Source organism: Micromonospora sp. WMMD735 (assembly GCF_049178995.1).
Taxonomy (GTDB): domain Bacteria; phylum Actinomycetota; class Actinomycetes; order Mycobacteriales; family Micromonosporaceae; genus Micromonospora; species Micromonospora wenchangensis.
The window spans coordinates 4,303,948-4,316,213 of record NZ_JBMHMJ010000002.1 but is presented as its reverse complement, the minus strand read 5'-3'; the positions used below and the strand labels follow the sequence as shown (position 1 = coordinate 4,316,213).

The 12,266-nt window shown below is 73.3% G+C and carries 10 protein-coding genes and 2 pseudogenes; 9 read left to right on the top strand and 3 right to left on the bottom strand.

Features of this window, described 5'->3' with window-relative positions; translation table 11 throughout:
• The first annotated feature begins 230 nt into the window (after positions 1 to 230).
• The 3 genes from ACN268_RS18495 to ACN268_RS18485 all read left to right on the top strand — a co-directional run bounded on the left by ACN268_RS18495 (position 231) and on the right by ACN268_RS18485 (position 4,537).
• Entirely contained in the window at positions 231 to 1,229 is a 999-nt protein-coding gene (locus ACN268_RS18495; protein ID WP_421484288.1) for a coiled-coil domain-containing protein, read from the top strand.
• A gap of 36 nt (positions 1,230 to 1,265) precedes the next feature.
• Complete coding sequence (locus ACN268_RS18490; RefSeq protein WP_421484286.1) at positions 1,266 to 2,819, top strand: fused MFS/spermidine synthase; 1,554 nt, start codon at positions 1,266 to 1,268, stop codon at positions 2,817 to 2,819.
• A gap of 71 nt (positions 2,820 to 2,890) precedes the next feature.
• On the top strand, positions 2,891 to 4,537 hold the full coding sequence (locus ACN268_RS18485) for a serine/threonine-protein kinase (protein ID WP_421484284.1): 1,647 nt from the start codon (positions 2,891 to 2,893) through the stop codon (positions 4,535 to 4,537).
• 114 nt (positions 4,538 to 4,651) lie between these two features.
• On the opposite strand, the gene ACN268_RS18480 is transcribed toward ACN268_RS18485, so the two are convergent.
• Both ACN268_RS18480 and ACN268_RS18475 read right to left on the bottom strand, forming a co-directional pair.
• A complete protein-coding gene (locus ACN268_RS18480; protein WP_421484282.1) occupies positions 4,652 to 5,320 on the bottom strand; it encodes a potassium channel family protein in 669 nt (222 codons plus the stop codon).
• Positions 5,310 to 6,644, bottom strand: coding sequence for a TrkH family potassium uptake protein (locus tag ACN268_RS18475; RefSeq protein WP_421484280.1), 1,335 nt, complete (start codon positions 6,642 to 6,644; stop codon positions 5,310 to 5,312). The genes ACN268_RS18480 and ACN268_RS18475 overlap by 11 nt, the downstream gene beginning before the upstream one ends.
• 193 nt (positions 6,645 to 6,837) lie before the next feature.
• On the opposite strand from ACN268_RS18475, the gene ACN268_RS18470 reads away from it, so the two are divergent.
• Positions 6,838 to 7,968, top strand: coding sequence for a glycerophosphodiester phosphodiesterase (locus ACN268_RS18470; RefSeq protein WP_421484278.1), 1,131 nt, complete (start codon positions 6,838 to 6,840; stop codon positions 7,966 to 7,968).
• A gap of 125 nt (positions 7,969 to 8,093) precedes the next feature.
• Positions 8,094 to 8,558, top strand: a complete 465-nt coding sequence (coaD, locus tag ACN268_RS18465) for a pantetheine-phosphate adenylyltransferase (RefSeq protein ID WP_421484276.1) — start codon at positions 8,094 to 8,096, stop codon at positions 8,556 to 8,558.
• Between the two features lie 176 nt (positions 8,559 to 8,734).
• Here coaD and ACN268_RS18460 read toward each other — a convergent pair whose 3' ends face one another.
• Complete coding sequence (locus ACN268_RS18460) at positions 8,735 to 8,938, bottom strand: hypothetical protein (RefSeq protein ID WP_421484274.1); 204 nt, start codon at positions 8,936 to 8,938, stop codon at positions 8,735 to 8,737.
• A 36-nt stretch (positions 8,939 to 8,974) separates the two neighbouring features.
• Here ACN268_RS18460 and ACN268_RS18455 point away from each other — a divergent pair, with 36 nt between their 5' ends.
• From ACN268_RS18455 to ACN268_RS18440, 4 genes and pseudogenes are all read left to right on the top strand, one after another.
• Complete coding sequence (locus ACN268_RS18455; RefSeq protein ID WP_421484272.1) at positions 8,975 to 9,340, top strand: DivIVA domain-containing protein; 366 nt, start codon at positions 8,975 to 8,977, stop codon at positions 9,338 to 9,340.
• Positions 9,341 to 9,380: 40 nt separating this feature from the next.
• Positions 9,381 to 9,761, top strand: coding sequence for a hypothetical protein (locus ACN268_RS18450; protein ID WP_421484270.1), 381 nt, complete (start codon positions 9,381 to 9,383; stop codon positions 9,759 to 9,761).
• A gap of 9 nt (positions 9,762 to 9,770) precedes the next feature.
• Positions 9,771 to 10,388, top strand: a pseudogene (locus ACN268_RS18445) (DEAD/DEAH box helicase); the annotation flags it as partial.
• A gap of 132 nt (positions 10,389 to 10,520) precedes the next feature.
• Positions 10,521 to 12,086 (top strand): annotated as a pseudogene (locus ACN268_RS18440) (helicase-related protein); the annotation flags it as partial.
• Between the last annotated feature and the right edge of the window lie 180 nt (positions 12,087 to 12,266).

Genomic DNA, 12,266 nt, shown 5'->3' with positions numbered 1-12,266 from the left:
CGGCCGCCGGCTCCACCGCCTGAGGAATCGACGACGGTGGACCCTCGGCTACCGGTTCGACACTCCCGGTCGAGGGTCGCCGTACGGTGCCGTCACGGGCCTGGTGACCGGGCGTGGTTGCGGTAATGTGACCGGCGGTCTCCGCCCCCAGGCCGCCAACCGGGGCCGGCGGGACCGCCGCCGCACCGGCCCCACGGCCGGGCGTCGGCGGCAGAGGGAAGGACACCTCCGTGCCCAGGACCAACCTGACCCGGCCGTTGACCGTGCTGTTCGCCGCGGTGGCGCTGCTGCTCGGCGTCGGCGCGGTGCCCGCCGCGGCGGAGCCCGGCGAGGGTGGCACCAAGCAGCTCAAGGACGCGCTGACGGCGGCGGCCAAGGGGCACATCGAGGCCAAGGCCAAGCTGGACAGCTCCAAGCGCCGGCAGGCGGCGCTGACCGCCGAGCTGAAGGTGATCGAGGGCCGGCTGGGTGAGCTGACCACCCAGGTGGGCGAGGTGGCCGCGCAGTCGTACCGGGTGGGCCGGTTGACGCCCACGTCGATGCTGCTCAACACGGCCAGCCCGGAGGCGTTCCTCAAGCGGGCCGCCGACCTGGACATGATGGCCCAGCGCGACGGCAAGCAGCTCCGCGCGCTCGCCGAGGCCCGGCAAACCGCCGCCGAGGCCACCCTCGCCATCAACGCCGAGGTCCGCGAGCAGCAGAAGCAGCTCGCCACGCTGGCCAAGAAGAAGCGGGACGCCGAGCGCGCCCTGGCCACCGTCAGTTCGGGCAGCAGCGCCGGTTTCAGCGGCGGGTCGAGTTCGGCGAAGCCGGCCCCGCGCAACTCCGACGGGTCGTGGCCCAGCGAATCGTGTTCGGTGAACGACCCGACCACCTCCGGCTGCATCACCCCGCGCACCCTGCACGCCATGCAGCAGGCCAAGGCGGCCGGCTACAAGCGGTACGTCTCCTGCCACCGCAGCGGCGGGGGCGGCGAGCACCCCAAGGGGCGGGCCTGCGACTTCTCGGCCGCCACCAGCGGCTTCAAGGACGAGACGGCCACCGGCGGGGACAAGGCGTACGGCGACAGCCTGGCCAACTACTTCAAGAACAACGCCAACCGGCTCGGCGTGCTCTACGTGATCTGGTATAGGCAGATCTGGATGCCGAACACCGGCTGGCGGGCGTACAGCGGGTCGGGCAGCCCGGCCGCCGACCACACAAACCATGTTCATCTTTCGATGTACTGATCCTCCGCCCCAGGAACGGGACGTAGCATCGCGACGGTGAGCAGCTCATCGTCCGACGTCGTGACCGTTCCGACGTCTTCCGCGCCGACGCCCTCCCGGGCCCTGCCCAACGGGCTCGCCGCGTTCCTGGTCTTCTTCGCCAGTGGCGCGGTGCTGGTGCTGGAGACGGTCTCGTTGCGCCTGGTCGGCCCGTACGTCGGGGTGACCCTCCAGGTGACCAGCTCGGTGATCGGCATCGCGTTGGCCGCCATCGCGTACGGGGCGTGGACGGGCGGCTGGCTGGCCGACCGCCGGGACCCGCGCGGGCTGCTCGCCCCGGCGCTGATCCTGGCCGGCATCGCCGCCGCGGTCACCCTGCCGGTGGTCAGGTACGCCGGTGAGCTGCTGCGCGGCGGCGCGGTCAGCGGCATCCTGCTGCTCACCGCGTTGGCCGTGTTCGTGCCGGCGGCGCTGCTGTCGGCGGTCACCCCGCTAGTGGTGAAGCTGCAACTGTCCGACCTGCGGCGTACCGGGCAGGTCGTCGGCAGGCTGTCCGGCATCGGCACCCTCGGCGGCATCACCGCCACCCTGGTCACCGGGTTCGTGCTGGTGGCGGCGCTGCCCAGCACGGTCATCCTGATCGGGCTGGCGGTGGCGCTCGGCGTGGCCGGGCTGGCGCTCGGGGTCTACCTGCGCCGGCAGGAGGCCGCCGGGCTGCCCGGCCCGACCCGGGCCAAGGCCGCCCTGGCGGTGCTCGGGCTGGTCGCGGCGGGGCTGAGCGCGGTCGCGCCGAACCCGTGCGACGTGGAGACCGCCTACCACTGCGCCCGGGTGGAACGTGATCCGGCCCGGGACGGCGGTCGCACCCTCTACCTCAACTCGGCCCAGCACTCGTACGTCGACCTGAACGACCCGACGCACCTGGAGTACGAGTACACCCAGTGGATCGGCGCGGTCGCCGACGTGCTCGCCCCGAAGGGGCAGCGGCTGGACGCGCTGCACCTGGGCGGGGGCGGGTTCACCATGCCCCGCTACCTGAGCGCCACCCGGCCGGGCACCGACAACGTGGTCTTCGAGATCGACGGTGAGCTGGTCGACCTGGACCGGCGGGAGTTGGGCGTCCGGACCGGGCCGGGGCTGCGGGCCGAGGTGGGCGACGCCCGGATGCTGGTCGGCGGCGAGCCGGCCGACAGCAGGGACCTGGTGGTCGGGGACGCCTTCGGGCACCTGGTGGTGCCGTGGCACCTGGCCACCCGGGAGATGGCGGCGGAGGTCGACCGGGTGCTCCGCCCCGGCGGCATCTACGTGCAGAACGTCATCGACTACCCGCCGGGCCGGTTCATCCGCTCGGAGCTGGCGACCGTGGCCGCCGAGTTCGGGCACCTGGCGCTGGTCGCGCCGCCGGAGGCGATCGCCGGGCGGCAGGGCAGCAACTTCCTCATCGTCGCCTCGGACGCCCCGCTGCCGCTGGAGGCGCTGCGGACCCGGCTGGGCACGGTGGCGAAGATCCCCGACATGCTCGCCGGCAGCGAGGTGACCCGGTTCGTCGACGGTGCGCTGGTCCTGACCGACGACTACGCCCCGGTGGACCAACTCCTCGCGACCGCCTGATCGGGTGACTTTCCTGACCGATTACGACCATCGAGGTGTAGGCCGGGCCGTCCCGGGCAACTCGGTCGACCATGGGTGCAGGAGTCCGGAACGCCGCCCAGCTCCTCGGTGAGCGGTACCGGCTGATCGAGCAGCTCGGCGCGGGCGGTATGTCCGTGGTGTGGCGCGGCTACGACCAGGTGCTCGGCCGTCAGGTCGCGGTCAAGGTGCTCGCCTCGCGGCTGGCCAGCGACCGGGCCTTCCGGCACCGGATCAGGATCGAGGCGCAGGCCGCCGCCCGGCTCTGCCACCCCAACATCACCAACGTGTACGACTACGGCGAGTCCGAGCAGGTCGGGCTGACCGTGCCGTACGTGGTGATGGAGTTGGTGGACGGCGGCCCGCTCACCGCGCGGCTCGGCCGCGACGGGCAGCTGCCCTGGCGGGAGGCGGTGACGATCGGCGCGGAGGTGACCTCGGCGCTGGCCACCGCGCACGCCCGGGGGGTGGTGCACCGCGACGTGACCCCGGGCAACGTGATGCTGACGGCGACCGGGGTGAAGGTCGTCGACTTCGGTATCTCGGCGCTGGTCGGGGAGAGCGAGAAGGGGCCGGACGGCGCGCTGCTCGGCACCCCCGCCTACCTCGCCCCGGAACGCCTCGACAACGGCCAGGTCTCCCCGGCCACCGACGTGTACGCGGTCGGGCTGCTGCTCTACCGGATGCTCACCGGGCGGTTGCCCTGGCAGGCCAGCACCACCACGCAGATGCTGCGGGCGCACATGTACCACGACCCGGAGCCGATGCCCCCGGTACGCGGGCTCCCCGACGAGGTGGTCGAACTGGTCGGCCGCTGCCTGGCCAAGCGCCCCGAGGACCGGCCGGCGACGGCCGAGGTGGCCCGTACCCTCGCCTCGGCGGCCGGGATGGTCGCGGCGGTGCCCGTCCCACCGGCACCCGGGCGGGGTGACCCGGCCCTGCTCGCCAACGCCGGCACCACGATCCTGCCCTGGTCGGCCGACACCGACGCGTTGCCCTTCTCGGGCCGTACCCGCACCCGCCGGGCCGCTGTCCGCCGCCGGCGGATCGAGGCCGGGGTGGCCGCCGCGAGCCTCGTCGCGGTGACCGCGGCCATCTGGGGGGTGACCTCGCGCAGCCCGGCCAGCGGTGGCGTCGACCGGCCCACCGAGGCCCGGATGGGGCTGCCCGACACCATCGGGTGCGAGGTCGAGTACGCGTTGCGCAGCGACTCCGGCAAGGACTTCGCCGCCCAGCTCACGTTGACCAACACCGGTCCCCGGGAGCTGCGGGACTGGACGATGAGCTTCGCGTTCCCCGGCCAGCAGACCGTCACCACGACCACCCCCGGGATACGCCAGGAGGGACGCCTGGTGCGGGTCACCCCGGCGGCCGGGCGGGCCGTGCTGGCCCCGGGCGCGTCGGAGAAGGTCGCGCTGGCCGGCCGGTACACCGGGGGTAACCCGCTGCCGCTGGAGTTCACCGTCGGCGAGTCGAGCTGCGGGGTACGCGTCTCCGGGGTGGCCGGCAGCGCGCCCGTGGTGAAGCCCCCGGCGGTGAAGAAGCCGGCGGCCAAGAAACCGGCGAAGACGTCAGGCAAGGGCGGTTCCGGCGCGGCGGGCCCGGCCAAGCCCAAGCCGAAGGCCGAGAAGCCCGCCAAGGGGCCTGGCCCGGCGGCGGGCAAGGGGGCGGGGGCGGCCAAGGGAAAAGCGGGAAAGTGACGGGGAAGGGAGGCAAGGGCGCAGGTGGCGGTGGCCCGGGTGGCGGTCCCGGTAAGGGGCCCCGGGGCTGAGGCCGAGGGGCTGCGACCCGGTCGCGGCGGGCGGCCGGTGCGGTCAGCGTAGGGCTGCGAACCGCTGCACCTGGGCGATCCCACCCTCCACGACGAGGATGCTGCCGGGCCCGAGCATGGTGTCCGGGTCGGCGTACCGGAAGCGTTCCCCGGCCGGTTTCGCGCCGACCACCATCACCCCGAAGCGTTCCTGCACGGCCAGGTCCCGCAGCCGGTGACCGACCAGCGGTGGGGGAACCGGCACCTTGGCGATGGCGAAGTCGTCACCGAACTCCATGAAGTCGAGCATCCGGCTGACGATCAGGTGGGCCACCCGTTCCCCGGTCTCCGCCTCGGGGAAGACCACGTGGTGGGCGCCGACCGAGGCCAGGATCTTGGCGTGTTTGCGGGACGTCGCCCGCGCCCAGACCTGCGGTACGCCCACCTCGGTCAGGGCCAGCACGGTGAGCACGCTGGCCTCCACCGAGGCGCCGATGGCGACCACCACCCGGGTGAAGTCGCCGATGCCGAGCTGCCGCAGCGCCTGTTCCTCGGTGGCGTCGGCCTGCACCACCCGGTCCAGCGACACCGACCAGCGCTGCACCCGGTCGGGGTCGCGGTCCACGGCGAGCACCTGGTGGCCGAGCCGAGTCAACGCCCCGGCCAGGTGGCAGCCGAACCGGCCCAGACCGATCACGGCGATGTCGCCGTCGCCCTCGTCCCTAGCCGACAACGGGTTGCTCCTTCGGATAGCGGTACAGCCGGCGTCGGGTGTTCAACGCGATCGCCGAGCCGAGGGTGAGCGGGCCGATCCGGCCGATGTACATCAGCACGATCAGCACCAGTTGCCCCGAGGCGGGCAGGTGCGGGGTGAGCCCGACGGTGAGGCCGGCGGTGCTGAACGCCGAGGTCACCTCGAACAGCGTCTCGTTGGACCGGACGTCGGTGGTGAGCACGGTCAGGCCGAGCGTGCCGACGGTCACCAGCGCGACGCTGAGCAGCGCCACCGTCAGCGCCTGGCGTTGGCTGGCCATCGCGATCCGGCGGCGGCCCACGGTGACGTCCGGCTCGCCGCGCAGCTCCGCCCAGATGACGAAGCCGAGCAGGAAGAACGTGGAGACCTTGATCCCACCGGCGGTGCTGGCGCTGCCGCCGCCGATGAACATCAGCGCGATGAGCAGCGGATAGCTCTCCTCGCGGAGTGCGGCCACGCCGACCACGTCGAATCCGCCGGTACGGCTGAGCGCGATCTGGGTGAACGTGGCGAGCAGCTTGCCCGGGGTGTCGTAGGTGCCGATGGTGAACGGGTTGTGCCACTCGGTGGCGAGCAGCCCGACGAAGCCCGCCCCCACCAGCACCACACTGCCCCAGACGGTCAGCTTGGTGGCCACCGTCCAGCGGCCCGGCCGGCGACGCTGGCGGAACGCCTCGAACAGCGCGGGGAAACCCAGCCCACCGACGATCGCGCCGAACGCCAACGGCAGCGCCACCCACGGGTCACGGGAGAACCCGATCAGCCCGTCGGTGTAGAGGGTGAAACCGCCGTTGTTGAACGCCTGGATGGAGTGGAAGACCCCCGACCACAGCGCCCGACCCGGGGAATAGTCGTAGGCGAGCCGGAGCCGGAGGGTCAACACCGCCGTCATCACCAGCTCACAGCCGAACACCGTGCCGGCGATGCGCAGCAGCAGCCGGCGCAGGTCGGCCGGGCCGTACTCGGCGGTTTCGGCCTGCACCAGCAGCCGGTTGCGCAGCCCGAGCTGCCGGGTGACCGCCAGGCTGACCAGGGCCGCGCCGGTGAGGATGCCCAGCCCGCCGACCTGGGTGAGCACGGTGATCATCACCAGCCCGAACCCGTTCCAGTAGTTCGGGGTGTCGGTGACGGCCATGCCGGTGACCGAGACCGCCGAGGTGGCGGTGAACAGCGCGGTGACCAGCGGGGTGTAGCGGTGCTCGCTGGTGGCCCAGGGCAGCATCAGCAGGCCGGTGCCGATCGCGATCGTCACCAGGAAACCGAACGGCACCAGCCGGACGGGGTGACGAAGGAAGCGGCGCACCAGACAATCCTGTCGATTCCGGCGGGATCGGGACGGTGAATCGCGTATCCCGGCCCGGTCCCGGTTTCCCCGCAGGGTTCACCTGGCGGCCAGTCGACGGGCAACTGGCGGTCAGCCGCGCCCGGTCTGCTGGGAGCGCCCGTTGGGGCGTACCGGCGCTCGGCCGGATGCCCATACGACCAAGGAGACCGCGTTGCGACGTACCCTTTCCGCTCTCGGTGTGGCCGGCGCGCTGCTCGCCGTGGCCGTCGCCGTCCCGGTGGCCGTTCCCGGCGCCGCCTCGGCCCGCGAGGACGACGCGGACCGCGCCGACCGGGCCACCCACCGGCCCCTGGTGATCGCCCACCGGGGGGCCAGCGGCTACCGCCCGGAACACACCCTGGAGGCGTACCGGCTGGCGATCCGGATGGGCGCCGACTACATCGAGCCCGACCTGGTCTCGACCCGGGACCGGGTGCTGGTCGCCCGGCACGAGAACGAGATCTCCGGTACGACCGACGTGGCGGCCCGCCCGGAGTTCGCCGGCCGCAAGGCCACCAAGACCATCGACGGGGTGCCGGTCACCGGCTGGTTCACCGAGGACTTCACCCTGGCCGAGCTGAAGACGCTGCGGGCCAAGGAGCGGCTGCCCCAGGTACGGGTGGCGAACACCGCGTTCGACGGCCGGTTCGCGGTACCCACCTTCCAGGAGGTGCTGGACCTGGCCCGCGCCGAGTCGAAGGCCCGGGGCCGCACCATCGGCGTCTACCCGGAGACCAAGCACCCCACCTACTTCGCCTCGATCGGGCTGCCGCTGGAGGAGCCGCTGGTCACGGTGCTGCGCCGCAACAAGCTGACCCACCGCGACGACCCGGTCTTCATCCAGTCCTTCGAGACCGCCAACCTGCGCACGCTCGACCGGATGATCGACGTGCCGCTGGTCCAGCTCCTCGACGCCACCGGCCGGCCGTACGACTTCACCGCCGCCGGTGACCCGCGTACCTACCAGGACCTGGCCACCGCCGCCGGCCTGCGCGGGATCGCCAGGTACGCCGACGGGGTCGGCCTCAACAAGAACCTGATCGTTCCCCGGGACGCCACCGGCAGGCTGCTCGCCCCGACCACGGTGGTCCGCGACGCGCACCGGCACAAGCTGCTGGTGCACGCCTGGACGTTCCGCGCCGAGAACCAGTTCCTCCCGGTCGACCTCCGGATCGGCGCCGACCCGAACGCCCGGGGCGACATCACCGCCGAGTACGAACTCTTCCTCGGCCTCGGACTGGACGGCGTCTTCGCCGACCAGCCCGACACCGCCGTCGCCGCCCGCGCCGGCCTCGGTGCTTGATCCGCGCGCTTGATCGCGCTTGATGCGCGCTGTGTTGCCGATGTGGCGGTGTCCCGTCGCCCGGACACCGCTACATCGGCCCACAGGAGTCGATCGAGACGGCGGCCGGCACCTACAGTCGGGGCATGGGCATCGACGGGTTGCCACCGGCAGGAAGTTCCGGTCGGGTACGTGCCGTCTACCCCGGCAGCTTCGACCCCTTCACCCCCGGGCACCTGGACGTGGTGGACCGGGCCCGCGTCCTCTTCGACGAGGTGGTCGTGCTCGTCGCGGTCAACGGCAGCAAACATCCGGGCGTCGACGAGGAGCGGCGGGCCGCCGCCGTCCGGGCGAGCCTGCCGGCGGGATGGACCTCCGTCACCGTCGCCGCCTGGCGTGGGTTGACCGCCGAATACTGCCTTCGCCACGGGGTGGGAGTGATCGTCCGGGGCGTGCGGAACACCACCGACCTACAGACCGAATGCCGGCTCGCCGCGATGAACCAGTCGTTGGGCGTCCCCACGGTCTTCCTGCCCGCCCAGCCCGAACTGGCGGCGATGTCGTCGACCGCCGTACGCACGCTCGGTAAGTCGCTGCCGCGACCGGGGTAGCGCGGACACCGGACGGCCGGGGCGTTCCGACTGTGGAGACTTGTTGTCGTCTGGGCCGCAACAACTCTTCACCATCCAACGGCCCGGGTGGGGAGGCCGGCCGGTACGCCGGCCCGACACCGTTCCATCGGTTCAGGAGAGTGGCGTGACCCAGGATCTCGGGCTCGGGAGTCCGATCAGAGACTTCCGCCCCCGGTGCTGCGGAGGTTGCTGCCGTCCGTCGGGTTCCGGTGGTCGTCCAGGCGGCGGCGGGCCTGCTCCGATGCCGTCAGGTCACGTACCTGCTGGTCCCCGTCGGTCACCGGCCGGCGGCCACGCCGCCACCATGCCACGGCTGCGAGGGCCACGAGTACGACGATGAGGATGATGAGCCAACGCATGTCTGCCTCCAGCGAGTGAGGGCTCTGCCACCCAGAGTGGACGCCCGGGTCAAGGGCCACCGACCGTGGCCCGCCACGACCCGCGAGCGCCGGTGGCGACGCCCGGGACCTCGTCCGCGTCGTCGCCGGGCGGGACGACGCTGGTCGGAGCGCCCGCCGAACGGTGGTTCGTACCGCTCGCAGGCGTGTCGGCCGCTGACCGCCCGACAGGTCGAGGAACGACAGTTCGGCCTGGTCAAGCGGGGGCTCGACCCGGTGGAGGTGCACGCCTTCCTGCACCGGGTGGCCGCCGACCTGGCGGCGGCCCGGCGTGACCTGGCCCTGACCAGGGAGGAGAACCAGCGGATCAAGCGTGCGTCGCGCTCCTGGCGAACCCACTTCACCTCGGACGTGCGGTGGTGACCCGGACGGGCTTCATGGTCGGTCAGTCGGACGTGCGTTGGTGAGCCGGGAACGGTTCGTCGTCCACCTGCCCGTGACCGCCGACGACCTGGTCTCCGCCCAGGGACTCGCCCGGACGATCACCCGGGCGCTCGGCTTCCTGCCCGACGTAGACCGGGGCGGCACCACCCTGTCCCACGAGGACGCCCAGCCCGTACGCCACTGGGTCTACTGCGACCGACCACTGACACCCGGCCGGCGCTGCACCCGCCTGGCCGACCACCCCGACGACTGCGCGCCCGAAACCCACCGCCCCTCCCACCCCGCCCCCACCCACCCTCGTCCCGGTGATCAAGAGGTTTGCGTCACCCTGGGCGCGGATCATGACGTAAACCTCTTGATCAACTGCGTGGGAGGTCGGGGTGTCCGGCCGGGCTGGTAGACATGTCGGGTGAGTGGGGATCGGACGGCGGTGCGGGAGCGGGCCGAGGAGGTGCTGCGGCGGCTGGCCGGCGCGCACGCCCGGCTGCGGGAGGACCAGTGGCGGGCCATCGAGGCGCTGGTGGTGGACCGGCGGCGGGTGCTCTGCGTGCAGCGCACCGGGTGGGGCAAGTCGGCTGTCTACTTCGTGGCCACCGCCCTGCTGCGCGAACGCGGCGAGCACGGGCCGACGGTCATCGTCTCGCCGCTGCTGGCGTTGATGCGCAACCAGGTGGAGGCGGCGGCCCGCGCCGGCATCCGGGCCCGCACCATCAACTCCGCCAACCTCGACGAGTGGGACGAGATCACCGCCGAGATCCACGCCGGCACGGTGGACGTGCTGCTGATCAGCCCCGAGCGGCTCAACAACCCCGACTTCCGCGACGCCGTCCTGCCGAGGCTGGCCGCCACCACCGGGCTGCTGGTGGTCGACGAGGCGCACTGCGTCTCCGACTGGGGGCACGACTTCCGGCCCGACTACCGCCGGCTGCGTACCTTCCTGGGTAACCTGCCGGAGCGGACCCCGGTGCTCGCCACCACCGCCACCGCCAACGAGCGGGTGACCCGGGACGTCGCCGAACAACTCGGCACCGAACCCACCCCGCCCACCGCCGACGGCCACGCACCCCGAGCCGCACCCCCCGCCGACCGCGCCGGGTCGCCCGCCGACCGCGCCGCACCCCCCGCCGACCGCGCCGGGTCGCCCGCCGGGCCGCGCGCCGACGGCGGTGCGCCGACCGCCGATCCTGCCGCGTCGCCCGCCGACGCCGGTGGCCGCCGGGCCGACGTGCTGGTGCTGCGGGGCACCCTGGACCGGGAGTCGTTGCGCCTCGGCGTGCTCGACCTGCCCAGTCCGGCGCACCGGCTGGCCTGGCTCGCCGACCACCTGGACGCGCTGCCCGGCTCGGGGATCATCTACACGCTCACCGTGGCGGCGGCCACCGAGACCGCCGACTTCCTACGCGGGCGCGGCTGGTCGGTGGCCTCGTATACCGGCCAGGCCGAGGACGCCGACCGCCGTGCCGCCGAGCAGGACCTGCTCGACAACAAGATCAAGGCGCTGGTGGCGACCAGTGCGCTCGGGATGGGGTTCGACAAGCCCGACCTCGGTTTCGTGGTGCACCTGGGTGCGCCGCCCTCGCCGATCGCCTACTACCAGCAGGTCGGCCGTGCCGGTCGGGCCGTCGAACACGCCGAGGTGCTGCTGCTGCCCGGCGTCGAGGACGCCGCGATCTGGCGCTACTTCGCCTCGCTCGCCTTCCCGCCCGAGGAGCAGGTGCGCGCCGTGCTGGCCGCCCTGCACACCGACCGGCCGCTGTCCACCCAGGCCCTCGAACCCCTCGTCGACCTGCGCCGGACCCGCCTCGAACTGATGCTCAAGGTGCTCGACGTCGACGGCGCGGTCCGCCGGGTGCGCGGGGGCTGGCTCGCCACCGGCGAACCCTGGACCTACGACGAGGCCCGGTTGCGCCGCGTCGCCGAGGCCCGCACCGCCGAGCAGCAGGCCATGCGCGAGTACGCCGCGACGCCCGGCTGCCGGATGCGGTACCTGCGGGACTGCCTCGACGACAGCGGGGCGGACGACTGCGGCCGGTGCGACCGCTGCGCCGCGCCCCTGTTCACCGCCGACGTGTCCGATCCCGCGCTGACCGCCGCGCAGACCTTCCTCGGTCGCCCCGGCGTGCAGATCGCCCCCAAGAAGCTCTGGCCGACCGGCCTCGACGCGGTCGGCGTACCGCTGAAGGGGCGGATTCCGCCGACGGAGCAGGCGCTGCCCGGTCGGGCCGTGGGGCGGCTTTCCGACCTGGGCTGGGGTGGCCGGCTGCGTGGCCTGGTCGGCCCCGGCACGGCCGACGGCCCGGTGCCCGACGACGTGGCGGCGGCCGTGGTGGAGGTGCTGAAAGCCTGGGCCCACGGCGACGACCCGTGGCCGCGTCGCCCGGCCGGGGTGGTCGCGGTCGGCTCCCGCAGCCATCCGACCCTGGTCGCGTCGCTCGCCGAGCGGATCGCCACGGTCGGTCGGCTGCCACTGCTCGGCCTGGTCACCCCCACCGGCCCGGCCGGGGGCGGCGGGCCGCGCGGCAACAGCGCCCAGCGGGTACGCGCCCTGCACGACGCCTTCACCGTCACCGACGAGCTCGCCGGTGCGCTGGCCGGGCTGGACGGCCCGGTGCTGCTCGTCGACGACCTGGTCGACTCCGGGTGGACGATGACGATGGCGGCCCGCCTGCTGCGCCGGGCCGGCGCTCCCGACGTCCTCCCGCTGGCCCTCGCCGTCGCCGGCTGATCCAGGCCCGGGTCGATGGTGGCGGTGAGCGGCTCCGCCGGGGGGTCGACCACCGGCCGATCCGGCTCGGGTCGACCGAGGCGGCGAGCGGCCATCCCACGCCGCCGGCAGCCGGTGGGTCGATCCGGGTCGCGGACCGACCGGCGGTCGACGGGGCGGGCGGAAAAGTTCCCCGGCCGG